17 protein-coding genes are annotated in these 15,753 nt (G+C 66.2%); all 17 read right to left on the bottom strand.

What is annotated here, in order from left to right; all coding sequences use genetic code 11:
• Positions 1 to 3 precede the first annotated feature (3 nt).
• Positions 4 to 471 carry a hypothetical protein gene (locus tag SOM28_RS18515; protein ID WP_320469004.1) on the bottom strand — a complete coding sequence of 156 codons (468 nt, stop codon included), beginning with the start codon at positions 469 to 471 and terminating at the stop codon, positions 4 to 6.
• Between the two features lie 108 nt (positions 472 to 579).
• Complete coding sequence (gene paeA, locus SOM28_RS18510) at positions 580 to 1,911, bottom strand: polyamine export protein PaeA (protein ID WP_123072292.1); 1,332 nt, start codon at positions 1,909 to 1,911, stop codon at positions 580 to 582.
• A gap of 99 nt (positions 1,912 to 2,010) precedes the next feature.
• On the bottom strand, positions 2,011 to 2,775 hold the full coding sequence (locus tag SOM28_RS18505) for an AAA family ATPase (protein WP_320469003.1): 765 nt from the start codon (positions 2,773 to 2,775) through the stop codon (positions 2,011 to 2,013).
• The gene (locus SOM28_RS18500) at positions 2,772 to 3,122 is read right to left on the bottom strand and encodes a translation initiation factor Sui1 (RefSeq protein WP_320469002.1); all 351 of its coding nucleotides are present in this window, start codon (positions 3,120 to 3,122) and stop codon (positions 2,772 to 2,774) included. The genes SOM28_RS18505 and SOM28_RS18500 overlap by 4 nt, the downstream gene beginning before the upstream one ends.
• Positions 3,112 to 3,309, bottom strand: a complete 198-nt coding sequence (locus SOM28_RS18495) for a type II toxin-antitoxin system antitoxin (protein WP_320469001.1) — start codon at positions 3,307 to 3,309, stop codon at positions 3,112 to 3,114. Before SOM28_RS18495 ends, SOM28_RS18500 begins: the two co-directional genes overlap by 11 nt.
• A 12-nt stretch (positions 3,310 to 3,321) precedes the next feature.
• Positions 3,322 to 4,218 (bottom strand): SPFH domain-containing protein, encoded by an 897-nt coding sequence (locus SOM28_RS18490; RefSeq protein ID WP_320469000.1) that lies wholly within the window; start codon positions 4,216 to 4,218, stop codon positions 3,322 to 3,324.
• Between the two features lie 83 nt (positions 4,219 to 4,301).
• Positions 4,302 to 5,483 carry a TonB C-terminal domain-containing protein gene (locus SOM28_RS18485; protein ID WP_320468999.1) on the bottom strand — a complete coding sequence of 394 codons (1,182 nt, stop codon included), beginning with the start codon at positions 5,481 to 5,483 and terminating at the stop codon, positions 4,302 to 4,304.
• A gap of 170 nt (positions 5,484 to 5,653) precedes the next feature.
• Entirely contained in the window at positions 5,654 to 6,664 is a 1,011-nt protein-coding gene (locus SOM28_RS18480; protein WP_320468998.1) for a tetratricopeptide repeat protein, read from the bottom strand.
• Entirely contained in the window at positions 6,661 to 7,551 is an 891-nt protein-coding gene (locus SOM28_RS18475) for an ExeA family protein (RefSeq protein ID WP_123072299.1), read from the bottom strand. Before SOM28_RS18475 ends, SOM28_RS18480 begins: the two co-directional genes overlap by 4 nt.
• The gene (gene mshL / locus SOM28_RS18470; protein WP_123072300.1) at positions 7,551 to 9,350 is read right to left on the bottom strand and encodes a pilus (MSHA type) biogenesis protein MshL; all 1,800 of its coding nucleotides are present in this window, start codon (positions 9,348 to 9,350) and stop codon (positions 7,551 to 7,553) included. Before mshL ends, SOM28_RS18475 begins: the two co-directional genes overlap by 1 nt.
• A 14-nt stretch (positions 9,351 to 9,364) precedes the next feature.
• A complete protein-coding gene (locus SOM28_RS18465) occupies positions 9,365 to 9,724 on the bottom strand; it encodes a hypothetical protein (protein WP_320468997.1) in 360 nt (119 codons plus the stop codon).
• Positions 9,709 to 10,383 carry a type II secretion system protein M gene (locus SOM28_RS18460; protein ID WP_123072302.1) on the bottom strand — a complete coding sequence of 225 codons (675 nt, stop codon included), beginning with the start codon at positions 10,381 to 10,383 and terminating at the stop codon, positions 9,709 to 9,711. Before SOM28_RS18460 ends, SOM28_RS18465 begins: the two co-directional genes overlap by 16 nt.
• The gene (locus tag SOM28_RS18455; RefSeq protein WP_123072303.1) at positions 10,380 to 11,027 is read right to left on the bottom strand and encodes a hypothetical protein; all 648 of its coding nucleotides are present in this window, start codon (positions 11,025 to 11,027) and stop codon (positions 10,380 to 10,382) included. The genes SOM28_RS18460 and SOM28_RS18455 overlap by 4 nt, the downstream gene beginning before the upstream one ends.
• Complete coding sequence (gene pilM, locus SOM28_RS18450; RefSeq protein WP_123072304.1) at positions 11,024 to 11,956, bottom strand: type IV pilus biogenesis protein PilM; 933 nt, start codon at positions 11,954 to 11,956, stop codon at positions 11,024 to 11,026. The genes SOM28_RS18455 and pilM overlap by 4 nt, the downstream gene beginning before the upstream one ends.
• A gap of 84 nt (positions 11,957 to 12,040) precedes the next feature.
• Positions 12,041 to 12,493, bottom strand: coding sequence for a type II secretion system protein (locus SOM28_RS18445; RefSeq protein WP_123072305.1), 453 nt, complete (start codon positions 12,491 to 12,493; stop codon positions 12,041 to 12,043).
• 198 nt (positions 12,494 to 12,691) lie between these two features.
• The gene (locus tag SOM28_RS18440) at positions 12,692 to 13,924 is read right to left on the bottom strand and encodes a type II secretion system F family protein (protein ID WP_123072306.1); all 1,233 of its coding nucleotides are present in this window, start codon (positions 13,922 to 13,924) and stop codon (positions 12,692 to 12,694) included.
• Between the two features lie 11 nt (positions 13,925 to 13,935).
• A complete protein-coding gene (locus SOM28_RS18435; RefSeq protein WP_123072307.1) occupies positions 13,936 to 15,639 on the bottom strand; it encodes a GspE/PulE family protein in 1,704 nt (567 codons plus the stop codon).
• Positions 15,640 to 15,753: the final 114 nt, after the last annotated feature.

Below are 15,753 nucleotides of genomic sequence, written 5' to 3'. Positions count from 1 at the left end.
TCATTAGCCGCGCTGCCGCTTGGTGGCCAGCGCCACGATCGCGGCGCCGGCGGCCACGATCAGCGCATCCTCGATCAAGCCGCTCTTGGTCTGGCCGATGCGCGCCATCGCCTGCTTGCGGCCGGCCAGGGTCAGGTAGGCCAGCGGCACGGCGGTGGCCACGGCGGCCGCGGCGCCCGCCTTTTCCCTGCCCTTCGGCGCCAGCGCCGCGCCGGCGATGCCTGCGCTCATCACGCGCGCCAGCAGGCCCAGAAAGACGGTGCGATCGGGCGCGCTCTTCATCTTGTCGCCGAACAGCTCACCGACGCCCATCGCCAGCGCGCCATATTTAAAGGTCGGTCGGTCCAGCAGGAATAGTTCGCCCGAGGTGCCGCGGCCGGCCAGGCGCGCGGTGGCGATGGTGGCCATGGGTGTCATCGAGCGCGCGCTGGCGACGGCGCCGATCAGGATCGAAGAAAGCAGGTTAGACATATAGGGGGCTCCTGTAAGTTGGAAGCGGCTCGCTTCAAGGAGCGAGCCGGATCACCACAGGCTACCAAAGCGCCCGATATATTGACGCACGGCTCAGCCGCCAGTCCGCTAGTCGGTCAGCGAACTCACCGACAGCGGCGAGGTGTCGGCGCGCTCCAGGCGCTTGACCAGCAACTGGTCGATCCGGTAGTGGTCGACGTCGACCACCTCGAAGCGCATGCCTTCATGTTCGACGCTGTCGGTCGGCTTGGGCACCTTGCGCAGCATATACATCATGAAGCCGGCCGCCGTCTCGTAGCGCTCTTCCTCGGGCAGCGACTGCAGGTCGAGCACCCGCTTCATGTCGGCCACCGGCGTGCTGCCGTCGATCAGCCACGAGCCGTCGTCGCGCTGCAAGGTCTGCTGGTCGGCCTCCAACGGACTGCCCCAGCGACCCATGACGGTGACCATGATGTCGCTCAGCGTGATCACGCCGACCACGAAGGCGTATTCGTTGATCACGATCGCGAAGGTTTCCTTGCTCGAGCGGAAGCGGTCGAGCATCTCGGACAAGGTCAGGCTGTCCGGAATCATCAGCACCGTGCGGATGGTCAGTTCGCTCAGCTGGAACTTGGTCTGCTTGCTCAGCAGGCGCACCAGGATGTCGCGCGTGTCGACATAGCCGACCACGCGGTCGATCACGCCGTCGCACACCGGGAACTTCGACAGCGAATGATTGGCGATCTTCTGGCGAATGCTTTCCTCGGGCTCGGTCAGGTCGAAGAACACCACGTTCTCGCGGGTGGTCATGGTCGACGTCACCGTGCGCGACTCGAGCTCGAACACGTTCTCGATGAAGTGCTGCTCCTGCTTCTGCAAGACGCCGGCCTGGGCGCCGGCCTCGACGACGGCCGAGATCTCGTCGAAGGTGATGCGGTCTTCGCGTGTCATGTCGACCCCGAACAAGCGGAACAGCATATTGGCGATCTTGTTCAGCACCCAGGAAAATGGGCTGAACAGGCGGATCACGAACAGCACCGGGCGGATCACGGCCATCGCCGTGGTTTCGGGCGCGATCATCGCCAGGCGCTTGGGCATCAGGTCCGAGAACAGCACGAACAGGGTCGTGACGAACACGAAAGAAAGCGCGAAGGCCACGTTGTCGCGGCCCGGACCGCTGTAGAAAAGCGACAGCCAGTCCAGGAAGAACGGCCGCAAGGCGCCCTCGCCCAGGATGCCGCCGAGGATGGCGATGGCGTTCAGGCCCAGTTGCGAGACGGCGAAGAAGTCGGCCGACTGGGCCTGCAGCGCCATGACCTTCTGGGCGCGCTCGTCGCCCGCCTGGGCCAGTAGTTTCAGCTTGATCTTGCGTGCGCCTGCCAGCGCAATCTCGGTCAGCGACAGGAAGCCGGCCGCCAGCACCAGCAGCGCCAGGACAGCCAAATGTTCAAACAGATTCATGGGACACCCGGGGTTTATTATTTGGGTCGCTTAGACCGGGGGAATACGCGCTGGCTGCGTTCTACACCAGCAATCATGTCACTTTAGCACATGGCTGCCCTAGCACCCGTCGCGCGTCCGGTCCAGCAGGATGTCGAGCATGCGCTCCGGGTTCACCACGAAGTCGTGCATGACCTGGAAGTGCTCGGTGCCCTGGTAGTGCACGCGCTGTATGCCTGCCGCCGAACATTCATACACCCAGGCATCCGGATAGGCCATCAGGATCGGCGAGTGGGTGGTGATGATGAACTGGGAATCGTCATTGGCCAGCTCGTGGATGCGGCTGAGCAGCGCCAGCTGGCGCTGGGGCGACAGCGCGGCTTCCGGCTCGTCGAGCACGTAGAAGCCGCGGCCCCCGAAGCGGTTCATTACCAGGGCCCAGAACGATTCGCCGTGCGATTGTTCGTGCAGCGACTTGCCGCCGTAGGAATCGACGATGCGCGGCGCGCCGGACGGTTCGCGATCGAGGTGCTCGATCTCGGTAGCCAGGTTGAAGAAGCTCTCGGCGCGGAAGAAAAAGCCATCCCGCGGGCTTTTGATGCCCTTCGACAGCCGGATGTATTCGTGCAGGGGCGAGTGCGACTGGCGCGTGTTGAAGCCGAAGTTCCTGGTGCCGCCCTCGGGGTTGAAGCCGTAGGCGACGGCGATGGCTTCCAGCAGCGTCGACTTGCCCGAGCCGTTTTCGCCGACGACGAAGGTCACCTTCGGATGCAGTTCAAGGGTGCCCAGGTGACGCACCGCGGGCAGGCAGAAGGGATACGCGTCGAAGCTTGCGACCTGGTCGGCCTTCAGGGCTACCCGCGAGACGAATTGTTTGGAGATCATGCCCGTTTCGGCGCGTGGCCCAGCTTCGTCAAGGCGTCCATCACCAGCTCGCAATGGTCGCCCTGCACTTCGATCACGCCATCCTTGACGGTGCCGCCCGAGCCGCAGGCCGTGCGCAGCTGCTTGCCCAACAGCGCCAGCGCGAGCGGATCGAGCGCCACACCCCTGACGAGGGTGACCGTCTTGCCGCCGCGCCCCTTCGACTGGCGCGACACCCGCACCACGCCATCGCCGATGACAGCCGCCTTGGCCGAACACGCGCAGGCGGCAACCGGCTGGCGGCATTCGGGGCACATGCGCCCGCTCTCGGTGGAATACACCAGGCCACCGTTCGAACTATGTTTCATCTCGCGCTCCATCGTTTCCGCTGTTCGCTTCCCTGACTTTTACGCCGCGGCGGGCCAGGCTCTCGCGCAGCAGGAACTCGATCTGTGCGTTCACGCTGCGCAGGTCGCGCGCCGCGAGACGCTGCAATTCCTCCCACAGGGCTGGATCGATCCGCAGGGGGAACGCTTTTTTGCCGGGACTTGCCATGCCGTTTCGCTGCTAGTTGTACAGGGTGCCGGTGTTCACGATCGGCTGGGTTTCCTTGTCCGAGCACAGCACGACCAGCAGATTGCTGACCATCGCCGCCTTGCGCTCGTCGTCGAGTTCGACGATGCCGCGCTCGGACAAGCCTTTCAGCGCCGTTTCCACCATGCTCACCGCGCCATGCACGATTTTAGCGCGGGCGCTGATGATCGCCTCGGCCTGCTGACGGCGCAGCATGACCTGGGCGATCTCGGCGGCATAGGCCAGGTGGGTCAGCTTGGCGTCGAGTACCTCGACGCCGGCCGCCTCGAAGCGCGCCTGCAGCTCGCCCTTGAGCGTATCGGCCACCACGTCCATGCCGGCGCGCAGCGTGGTCTCGCCCGGGGCCAGGTCTTCGCCTTCGTCGTAGGCATACTGCGATGCGAGGTGACGCAGCGCGGCCTCGGCCTGGATCGAGACGTAGCGCTCGAAGTCGTCCACCTCGAACACGGCTTGCGCGGTGTCGCGCACGCGCCAGACCACCGCCGCACTGATCTCGACCGGGTTACCGCGCTTGTCGTTGACCTTGAGCGTCGGCGCATTGAAGTTACGGGCGCGCAGCGACAGGCGCCGCTTGACGTAGAACGGGAAAGCCCAGCGCAGGCCCTCGCTGCGGTCGGTGCCGATGTACTTGCCGAACAGGGTCAGGATGGCGCTCTCGTTCGGCTGCAGCATGTACAGGCCGCCCAGGCACAGCAGGCCGCCCAGCCCCATTACCACGGCGCCGAGCAGGAAGGCCAGGCCGTCGGAGGACTCGGCCATTCTCTTGAGCAGATAGAAGGACGCCAGCAGCAGGACGATCCCGGCGCCGGCCGCCAGGTAGCCATTCGCCGAAGAAAACGCCGATTCGCGGCGCGTGTGTGCTGCATTCATGGTGGACACCCCTCAGGTAAGTAGCATCAAAGTGATATCACTTTAGGATCACCCAAGGTTCTTGTCAAGCAACTTGATGATACTTATTGCAAGCGCACGGCGACGTCGAACAGCCAGGTGCGGCGGATCTCGACCACGTCGTACTGACGCGCCAGCGCCGGCGGGAATGGGCCGTAGGGCGCCTGGCTCGCAATGATCCTGCGGATGCCGTCATCGATCGCCGCCACCCCGCTCGAGGTCTCGAAGGTGACCTTTTCCACCGAACCGTCGGCGCGCACCGCCACCGTCACGACCGGCTGGGTATGCGGCTGCTTCACCGCTTCGCGCACCATGTCCAGCGTCCGGTTCAACTCGATCTTGCTGCCCATGGCTTGCGCATACTGGACCAGGTCCTGGTTGGGATCGGAGCGTCCGAACAGCCAGCCGCGGCGCAGGCCGCTGACCGTGGGCGGCGGCACACCAGGCGCACCGCCGGCGCGGTCGCGCCCGGCGGATTCTCGGGCCAGTTGTTCGGCAATCGCGCGCAGCCGCTCGGCGCGCGGCGCCAGTTGCGCGGCCTGGCTCCGGTCGGCAGGTCCCTGTTGTACCGGTGACTGGGTGGCCTGCGCCTGGGCCTGCCGTGCGCGCTCCTGCTCGCGCTGGGCTTCCTCCAGCCTTGCCTGTTCCTGGCGGGCCTGTTCTTGCCGCGCCAGCTCTTGCCGCGCCAGCTCTTGCTGGATGGCTTCCTGGCGCGCAGCTTCGAGACGGGCCGCCTCTTGCTCGCGTCGCACGACGTCGAGACGCTCGGCCTCCAGGCGTGCGGCTGCGGCGCGTTCCTCTTCCTGGCGGGCCAGCGCATCCTTCCTGTCCTGTTCCTGCCGCGCCGCTTCCCGTCGCTCGGCGGCGATCCGGTCAAGCTCCATCCGCGCGTTTGCTTCGCGGCCAGCCTGCTCGCGCGCGAGCGCGATCAGCTCCACCTGGCCCGACTGCTCCGCAGCCTGCCGGTCCGGCTCGGGTTCGGGTTTGGGTTCGGGTTTGGGTTCGGGTTCGGGTTTGGATTCGGTCTTCGCTGGCGGCGCTGCGACCGATCGCTCGCGCGGCTCAGGCATCGGCGCTGGAGGCGGGAGCGGCCGTGGCGTCACTGCGGGTGCTGGGGGCGTAGCCGGTGCCGCCGGCGCGGCGGGCGCCAGCACGATCTGCAGGTCACTGGCGGCAAGACGCCGCTCTTGCCAGGGAAGGCGCAGGCCGGAAAGCCCGAAGACATCCCCCTGGATGGGGATACTCAACAGCAGCAGGTGAAGCACCACGGACAGCGATAACGCCATGCGCATGCGCCATGGCGCGGCTGGGGGGACGAACTGCGTCGATGTGGCCACGTGATTTTGCGAATAGATGCCAGGAATGAAACGAACCCGGCGATGCTATCACAAGGACTGCAGTAGCCGCCGGGACTGGACTATCGTTCGAGCTGTCCCAGACGGCGCTCGACGAAGGCGGCCAGTTCGGCCGACAGCGTCGCGCTGCCCTGCGCACGCCGGAAAGCGGCCATCGCCTCGGCGTCGCGCTTCTCGGCCTGCAGCGAAATGCCGAGTCCCATCCACCACACGCCATTGCCCGGCGTGGTGCGCAGCGCGGCCTGGTAATGCTCGGCCGCCTCGCGATGGCGCCCCTCCCGCTGCAGCACGCCGGCCAGGAAGGCGTGATACTCGCCGTTGCCGGCCGCATAGGGCAAGGTGCGCATCAGCGTGTCGATCGCCGGACCGCCCTTCTCCAGCTGCAGGCGCGCCAGCAGCATCGCCATCGACGGTTGACGGGCATCGAGCGCCAGCGCGGCCTGCAATTGGCGCATCGCTTCGTCGGTCCGTCCCGCTTCGATCAAGAGCCCCACCAGCGTCTGGCGCGACGGCTCATGCTTCGGATCGATGCGCAAGCCGGCCTGCAGGGTCGCGATGGCCTCGGTCACGCGGCCGTCTTCCAGCACCAGCAGCGCACGCCGATAGGTATTTTCGGCACGCTGCGGCGCCGTCTCGACCCGGCCTTGCGCCACCGGCGCCGGCTTGGGTGGCGCCGGCTTGCGCGGCGCAGATGCTGGCTTGGGAGGCGGCGGCGCCGGCTCGGGTTCCGGCACCGGCTCCGGGGCCACCGGCGCTGGCGGCGCGACGTCGGCCACCTGCACCGGCGCGGCCGCCGGCATCTCGACCAGCACCGACTTGGGCGCGGGTGCGGCAGGCGCAACGGGCGCCGCCGCGGCCACTGCCACCGGCGGCGGCTGTTCGCCCGCCATCCGCCAGCCGATCACGCCGGCAGTGGCGAGGGCGACCACCGCCCCACCCGCCAGCGCGCCGCGCATCCACCGGGTCCGCGGCTCGGGAGCCGGCGGCAAGCGCACGTCGGCCGGCAGCGGCGTGGCGCCGGGCTGGCCGGCGCGTGCATCGAGGTCTTGCAGCATCTTGTTAATCAGGCTCATAGCGCGAACGTCCAGGCCAAGGCCGCCGCCGCACCGGCGACGACGGCGCCGCCCGCGAGCCAGGTCCAGATCGTGCGCGTCACGCCCACCGTATCGCGCGCGGCGACGGCCACGTGGCTGCCGGCCACCTGCTGCTTGCCCTGGCCGTAGCTGAGCATCAGCGCCTTGTGCGCCATGATGTTGACCAGGCGCGGCACGCCGCCGCTGGCTTTATACAGGCCACGGATCGCGGCGCCCGAGAACAGGCGCGCGCCACTGAAGCCGGCCACGCGCAGGCGGTGCGCGACGTAGAAATCGAGGTCGTCGCGGCTCAGCGGGCCGAGGTGGTAATGAAAGGTGATGCGCTGGGCCAGCTGGCGGATCGAGTCGAGTTCGAGCTTGCGGTTCAGTTCCGGCTGGCCGAACAGGACGATCTGCAGGAGCTTCCTCTTCTCGGTCTCGAGATTGGTCAACAGGCGCAGCGCCTCCAGGCTCTCGACCGGAATCGCTTGCGCCTCATCGAGGCACAGCACCACGCGCAGGTCCTGGCCGGCCAGTTCAAGCAGGCGCAGGTTGATCGCCTTGAGCAGCTGGTGCTGGTCGACGTCGCGCTCGAGCGGGATGGCCAGTTCGTCGGCCAGCGCCAGCATCAGGGTGCGTGGTTCCAGGTAGGGGTTCGGGATATAGGCGGTGACGAAGCCCTCGCCCAGCGTGGCCATGAACTTGCGGCACAACAGGGTCTTGCCGGTGCCGACTTCGCCGGTGATCTTGATGAAGCCTTCGCCACCGCGCGTGGCCACCAGCAGCGTGTTCAGCGCTTCCTGCGAGCGCGGGCTGCCGAAGAAGAAGCTGGTGTCGGGCGTGATCCCGAACGGCAGCTCGCGCAGGCCGAAGTGCGTCGCGTACATCAGTCAGCGCCCAGGGTACGGCCGCGGCTGCGCGGGTCGAGCTGTTCGATGCGGCGGCCGGTGTCCAGCATGTCCTGGCTCCAGTCGCTCGCCCCTTCGACGATGGTCGGCTTGATCAGCACCACCAGCTCGCGCTTCTGGCTCATGCGGGCCTTGTTGCGGAACAGATTGCCCAGCAGCGGGATCTTGTCGGCGCCCGGCAACTGGTCGGTGTCGCCGCTCGAGGCCTGGCGCATCAGGCCGCCGATGGCCACCACCTGGCCGTCGCGGCCGCGCACGATGCTGTCGAGCTCCGAGGTGCTCGACGCCGCCAGCGGCAGGCGCAGGGTGCCGCCCGAGCCCAGGTCGACGTCCTTGTTGACGGTCGTGACCTGGCTCACCGATGGGTGAACGTGCAGGAGGATATTCCCCTTGTCGTCGATCTGCGGCGTCACGTCCAGCACCACGCCCGAGAAGAAGGGCTGCACCGTCACGGTCGGGCTGACGATGGTGCTGCTGTTGGTAGTGTTGATGTTGTTGGTGATGCCGGTGACGAAGAATTCGTCGGTGCCGATCTTGAGCACCGCTTTCTGATTGTTGACCGCCGCGATGCGGGGGCTGGATAGCACGTGCACGCTGCCCTGCGACTCCAGGAAGGTGATCAGGGCCGCGAAATTATTGGTCTGGAAGGCGAAGCCGAACAGCGAGCCGGCCGCGGTGGCGGCGTTCGACAGCGAGAAGCCGGTACTGGCCGACAGGCCCGAACCGTTGTTGATCGGGGCCGGCTGGCCGCCGTTGTACGGCAGCGGCGCCAGGTTCGCGCCAGGCGCGATCATGCCGCCCGAGACGCGGTTGGCGGTGCCGCCGCGGAACGAGGCGAACGAGGCCCAGTTGATGCCGCTCTGGTAGCTGTCGGAGAGCTCCACCTCGAGGATCTTCGCCTCCAGGATCACCTGGCGGTCGACCGAGAGCTGGGTGGCCTTCAGGTAGGCGTCGACGTTGCGCAATTCGTCGGGCATGGCGCGGATCACCAGCACGCCGGACTGCGGGCTGACCACCACGCTGCGGCCGCCCTCGAGCGTGCCGACGATGGCGACGATCGATTCTTTCAGGTCTTTCCAGAAGTCGTTATCGGAGCGGGTCTGGACGTCGGTGCTGTTCAGCTGCAGCTGGCCGTTGGGGTTGTTGCCGTTCTGGCCATTCTGCCCGTTCTGGCCACCCTGGTTGCCGAAGCCCTGGCCCATTCCGCTGTTGTTATTATTGTTATTGTTGTTGCCGGCATCGGCGACCGAAGTCGAAGACACGCGGGTATTCGACATCCCGATCCGCTGGGCGGTCAGGTAGTTCACCTGGAACATGCGGGTCTGCATGGTCAGCGGGCGGATGCTGATGCGCGCGCCCTCGATCCGGTAGTCATAGCCGTACATATCGCGTACCGCTTCCAGCGTCTCGACCAGGGTCACGTCCTTCAGGTTGGCGCTGATATTGCCGCTCACGTCCGGGTGCACCAGCATGTTGTAGCGGGTGCCGGCCACGATCGAGCGGAAGAACTGCTGCGCCGGCACGTTGTTGAAAGCGACGTTGAAGCGCTCCTCGAGCGCCGGCCGCGCCTTGGGCAGCTGGCTGGCCAGGGTCGCTGCCGGCGGCAGCAGCGCATTGGCCACCGCGTCGTCGACCGCCGGCCGCGGCGCCGGCTGGGCGTTGGCCTTGGCCATCTCCTGGGCGATGGCGTCGTAGGTGGCGTTCGGTGGAGCGCTCTGGCAGCCGGCCAGGAACAGCGCCGCGGCCAGCGCGCAGGGAGTCGCGAAAAACTTGGTCATGATGGATTGCCTTGTCATTTGGCGGCCGGCGTCATGCCGGGCAGCGGTGCGTCCATGCGCAGCACCTGGCGTTCGGCGCCGCGCATCAGCACGACCTCGTTGGCGCTGACGCGGGCCACGCGCGCGCCCTTGAAGCTCTCGCCGAGGCGCACCGTCTCGCCATCGATCACGGCCACGTGGCGACCACCCGCATGGCGCGCGATCAGCACCGATTGCAAACGCGGCGCATCGTCGGCGGCGGCCAGTTCCGGGGCGATCCGGTCCATGCCCGGCGGCGGACGGGTGGGGTCGAGCAGCGCTTGCGCGGCGGCGGGTTGGGCCAGCGCCAGGCAAGCCAGCGCGGTCAGGAACAGGTTCTTCACAGCTTCATCCATTGTCGGTCCAGGCTCAGGGTATGCAGGGTGAGCGTCAGGCGCGCGGCGGGATACTCCTCCACGTCGAGCTGGGCGCGGCCCCAGAACATCCGGGTCGGCATCGCATCGAGTGCGCTCATGTAGTCGACCATGTCGAGATAATTGCCGCGCACCGAGACTTCGATGCCGTGGCGGTATAGCAGGGGCGTAGCGACCGGTGCAGACGTATTGGCTGGCGCAGGCGCCTGCTTGTCCGCCAGCGGCTCGACCGGCAAGGTGCGCATCGACACCAGCTTCAGGCGCCCGTTGGCGCGCAGGATACCGTCGACCAGGGGACCCATGCGCTCGGGCGGCACCAGGCCATGCTCGATGGCCAGCAGCTGGTCGCCGAGCTGGCCCATCTCCTGGCGCAGCGCATTCAGGCGCGTGCGCGCCGCGGCGTCGGGATCGAGCTGGAACGCCTGCACCCGGCCCGTGATGGCCTCGTCGATCGCCGCCATGTCGGTGCGCTGCTGGGCGATCTGGCTGCGCAGCGCCTGCTGGTCCGCTTCCATCGGCGCCAGCACCAGCGCGTGACCGAGGAAGGCCAGCAGTGCGCAGACCGCCAGGCATACCATGCCGCGTTCGCGCAGCGACAGCGCATCGATGCGCGCGCGCAGCTGAAGGATGCGCTCTTTCATTTACCCTGCTCCTCGGGGATCGATTGCAGGCTGAATTCGATGTAGGGCGCCGGGCGCGTGGCGGGCTTGCCGTCCGCATCCTGCACCTGCAGCGGCGCGGCCTCGCCGATCTGCAGGCTGGCGAAGGATTTACCCTGCATCAGCGGCTCGTGGGTCAGGCGGTTCAGGTAGCCCGGCACCATGGCCGGATCGACCGTGCGGCCCTTGATGCCGATCTGCGCGCCGCCGGCGCCGACCGTCACGCCGGTCAGCCACAGGCCCTGCGCGCTCTGGCGCGCCAGCGCCTTGAAGTAGCCGGCGAAGCCGCTGGTGTCGCCCAGTTCTCCGCGCGACAGCGCGCCTGAGATGTGGCGCATCGCGGTGAGCTGGGTGTTGGCCTCGGCGATCTGCGCCTCCAGTGTGGCGTCCTTCTGGCGAGGCGTGAACTCGCGGTTGACCGAGTCCAGGCGCGCCTGGCGTTTCTCGAGCTGGGTAGCACCGCTGCTTGCCTGCTGCCGCAGTTCAGCGGTTTCCATCCTGCCGGCCACGGCGAGGATGGCGATGCCCGCGACGACGACGACGACCGCCAGCGCAATGGTGGCGCTCGACAGCACCTGCTTCTGCGGCTGGAAGGCCGGATTGAACAGGTTGATCTGTTGCTTCATGCGCCCTCGCCTTCGCGCAGCGCGGCGCCGATCGCGAGAAAGAAACGCTGCTGCTGCGCCTTGTCCGCCAGCTCGGGCGTGCGCGACAGGTCGAACAGCGTGGCCAGGTCGAGCGTCTCGACCGGCGTGTACAGATTGCTCGACAGGTATTCGTCCAGGCCGCTGACGGGCGAAGGCCCCAGCACCAGCTTGGCGATGCTGATGAAGGAATACTGGCGCTCGAAATGGTCGAGCGAGCGTTGCAGCTCGAGGGTGATCTTGTCGAAACTCTGGTGCTTGCGCTCGTGGTCCGGCTCCAGCAACTGGGCCAGCGTCACGTCGAAGCGGCGCGACAGGTACAACTCTCCGCGATAGGACACGGTCAGCAGGCCGCCGTCCTCGCCGAACGACAGCATGGCGACGCCGCGCCCTTCGGGCTCCAGCATGGCCGACACATTACGCTGGGCCATCTCGGGGATGTCGATCGCGTGCAGCTCGACTTTCGCGTCGAGGAACAGCTTCTGGCGCGGCTGGATCACGGTATTGCGGGCGGCGACCGCGAAGATCGATTGCTGGGCGCGCGAATTGGCGTCGAGCGGGATGTCGAGCACGTCGATGGTCGCTTCCGCCGCCGGGAAATCGAGGATGTCTTTCAGGCGCCAGCGGATGGCCGTCTTCATTTCCTCACGCGGCACGTTTGGCGCTTCGACGTTGAGGATCTGGTATTCGCCGCCGGACAGCAGGGTGAGGACGTGGCGCGACGACGCCATTCCCTCGCGCGCGGCCTTGTCGATCGTCTCGACATTGCCCTCGCCCGGAAGGAAGCAGGCAATACGGACATGCGGCCGGGAGCCGGCGATGCGATCGACGGCGGTCGCCATGACGCCATCGCGTACGATGACGACGGCCAGCCAGCCATCCTTGTTCTTCGCTCTCTTAAACAAACGCATGCGCACGGAAAGACCAGAAAAAATCACACAATAAAAACAGGCGCTGCCCGGCAGCGCCTGTTTTTCGCAAACGATGCAGGCGGATTACTCGCAAGGACCGGCAGCAATCACGACCTGTGCCGGGCGGGCGGCAGTTGCCTCCGAGTACGTGACTTTGCAGGTGTCGTTCAGTGCGGCCGGCAGGTTTTTCGGGCGCACGATCAAATCCTGACCGTTAGGTACGATCGTGTAATCGTCGGTCAGGCCTGCCGCGATGGCGATCGTGGCCGTGCTCGGGTAGCCGTTGACGATGTTGATCACCGAATTCTCGACGGTCACCGTCGGCGTGTTATTGATCAGCCATTTCCCGTGCACCATTGCCGATGCCGAGCTGATGGCGCCCTTGGCGCCCTGGAGCGACGCCATGCGCGCGTCGCCGCTCAGGCTGGCGAACTTCGGCAGTGCGGTCGCGGCAAGAATGCCCAGGATGACGATCACAACGATCAGTTCGATCAGGGTGAAACCACTCTGCGCTTTTTTATTGAAACTGATGTTCATTTTCTTCTTTCTCCTAACGATGATGGGGACGAGTGGCTGTCCTGATATGGTTCGACTGCTGCAACAATTCTACCGTGAGAATGTGCAACTTTGATGTCTTGCGGGCAAAGGGATCGCCATAAAGCAATGTTTCATTGATGAAATTTTAAGTTTGATCAAGGGAGTGCGTTCTTTTTGCAACACTGTCCGCAAGGTTGCCTATTTCGGATGCAGCGCCGCCTGTCCCAGATCCCAGATCGGCAAGAAAATCCCCAGCGCCAGGATCAGCACCATCACCCCCAGGAAGGTGATCAGGATCGGCTCGATCTGGCTCGACAGGGTCTTGAGTTCATAGTCGACCTCGCGCTCGTACATCTGTCCGATCTCGTCCATCAGATCGTCGATCGACCCAGTCTCTTCCCCCACCGCGATCATCTGCAGCACGATCGGCGTGAACACGTTGGCCGCGGTCGAGGTGCGCAGGATGCTCTCGCCGCGCTCGACGCCGTCGCGCATCTGCTCGATGCGCGAACTCAGGTAGGCGTTGTCGGCCGTCTGCGACACCACCGTCAGCGCATGCACGATCGGCACCCCGCTGCGCATCGACAACGCGAAGCTGCGCGCGAAGCGGGCCATTGTGCCCTTGTGGATGATCTTGCCGGCGATCGGCAGGCGCAGTTTGTAGCGGTCCCAGGTCAAGCGCCCCTGCGCAGTGCGGGTCCAGGCCCGGAACCCGAACCAGCCGATGATCGCGACACCGGCCAGCGCCGGCCACCACGTGACCGTGAAGCCCGACGTCGCCAACAGGATGCGCGTCATCAGCGGCAATTCGGCCCCGAACGACTTGAACACCGAGGCGAACTGCGGAATGACGAAGACGTTGACCACCACCATGGCGATGACCATCGCGATCACCACGAAGCTCGGATAGCGCAGCGCCGTTTTCACGCGCTCGCGCATGTCGCGGTCGAACTCCAGGTGGTCGAACAGGCGCAGGAAGACTTCTTCCAGCCGTCCCGTCATCTCGCCCACTTTCACCATCGACAGGTAGAACGGCGAGAAGCACTGCGGGTGGCGCATCATGGCGGCCGACAGCTCGCGCCCGGCGTCGAGCGACTCACGCAAATCCTTGATCACGCGCCCGAACGCGGGGCTGATCGCCGACTCCTGCAGCCCGGCCAGGCCGCGCATGATCGGCACGCCGGACTTGAGCAGGGTGTGGATCTGGCGGCTGAACAACTGCACGTCCATCGACGTGACCTTCTTTTCGAACAGGCGCTCGCGCCAACCAAGGCCGCCATTGGTCGCGGCCTTGCGCGTGACCGTGATCTCGATCGGCGTGACGCCGCTGCCGAACAGCTGGTCGGCCACGGCTCCGCTGTCGGCGCCTTCCAGCACGCCGTTAACCGGCTCGCCGCGTCCATTGCGGCCCTTGTAGGCGAAATATGGCATGGGCCTTTAAATCAGTCGTCCATCTGGTTACTGACCCGCATCGCCTCGGCGATCGTCGAGCGTCCCTGCACCGCCAGGTTCACCGCGTGGCGGCGCAAGGTCTCGCCGCGCATCTCGGTGTGGGCGACCTTGAGGAAGTGGCCCGGGTCCGGATGGTTGACCGCGTCGGTGACGGCGCGCGTCATCTCCAGCAATTCATAGACGCCGGTGCGACCGCGATAGCCGGTGCCGTTGCAGTGCGAGCAGCCCTTGCCGTGATAGAAGCGCGTGGTCGCGGCATGCTCGCCCAGCTCGGCGCGCAGCCAGTCGGTCTCGTTGGCGGCCGGCTGGTAGTCGACCGTGCAGCTCTCGCAGATCACGCGCACCAGGCGCTGGGCCAGCACCGCCTGCAGCGAGCCGCTCACCATATAGCGCGGCACGCCCATGTCCATCAGGCGCAGCGGGGTCGAGGCGGCGTCGTTGGTGTGCAGGGTCGACAGCACCAGGTGGCCCGTCATCGCGGCGCGCAGGCCGATGGCGGCGGTTTCCTGGTCGCGCATCTCGCCGACCAGCACGATGTCCGGGTCTTGCCGCAGCGCCGAGCGCAGCACGCGCGCGAACGACAGCTCGATCTTGTCATTGACCTGCACCTGGTTGATGCCCGACAGCCGGTACTCCACCGGGTCCTCGACCGTGATAAGTTTCTTCTCGACCGAGTTCAGTTCGGACAGGGCACTGTACAGGGTAGTGGTCTTGCCGCTGCCGGTCGGCCCGGTCACCAGCACCAGGCCGTTGGGCCGGGCGACGATGGCGCGGAAGCGCTCGACCAGACGCGCCGGCATGCCGATCGCATCCAGGCGCAGATTGGCGCTGACCTGGTTCAGCAGACGCATGACCACCGATTCGCCGTACTGGGTCGGCATGGTCGAGATACGCACGTCGATGCGCTGGTTGCGCACCTTGACCGCGAAGCGGCCGTCCTGCGGCAGGCGTTTCTCGGAGATGTCGAGATCGGCCATCAATTTCAGGCGCAGCGCGAGCGGCGTGGCGACCTTGAGGTCGGCCTCGGTCTGCAGGTGCAGCACGCCGTCGATGCGGAAGCGGATCTGCAGCCGCCCTTCCTGCGGCTCGATGTGGATGTCGGAGGCGCGCACTTGCGCCGCGTCGTCGAACACCGATTGCAGCAGCTTGACGATCGGCGCTTCCTCGAGCCCCGGATTGGCGGCCAGCGCGCCGAAGTCGATCGAGGCGTCGCCCAGGTCGGCCTCGACCTCGCGCGCCAGGCCGGTGATCTCGCCGGTGCGGCGGTAGATGCGGTCGATTGCCGCCAGCACCTCGGTCTCGTTGACCACCGCCAGCTCGACGCCCTTCTTGATCAGGCGCGCGATTTCGTCATAGGCGAACAGGTCGGTCGGGTCGGAGACGCCGACCAGCATCGTCTCCTTGCGGTCTTCCAGCACCAGCGCGCGGAAGCGCCGCGCCGCGGTCTCGGGCAGCAGGCGCACCAGCTCGGCGTTGATGTTGTAGAACTTCAGGTTCAGGTAAGGGATGTCGAGCTGGCGCGCCAGCGCGCCCGAGATCTGGTCCTCGGTGACGAAGCCGCTTTCGACGAATACCCGGCCCAGCTTGCGCCCGGTGCGCTTCTGGTCGGCAAGCGCCTGCTGGAGTTGTTCTTCGCTCAACAGCTTCTGCTGCATCAACACTTCGCCGAGGCGGACTTTCTCTGGCCTTGCCATACCATCCCTTGGGTTAATTCTTGCAAGAGGGATTTTAATGCCTGAGGGAACAATAGTGATTATCGGCATCACGCCGGCTTGCAATTCTGTCGCGGTTTCGCCTCGTTGTCCGCG

Origin of the sequence: Massilia sp. CFBP9026, from assembly GCF_034045165.1 — a bacterium.
Lineage (GTDB): Bacteria > Pseudomonadota > Gammaproteobacteria > Burkholderiales > Burkholderiaceae_D > Telluria > Telluria arenae.
This window is presented reverse-complemented; position numbering and strand designations above follow the sequence as displayed.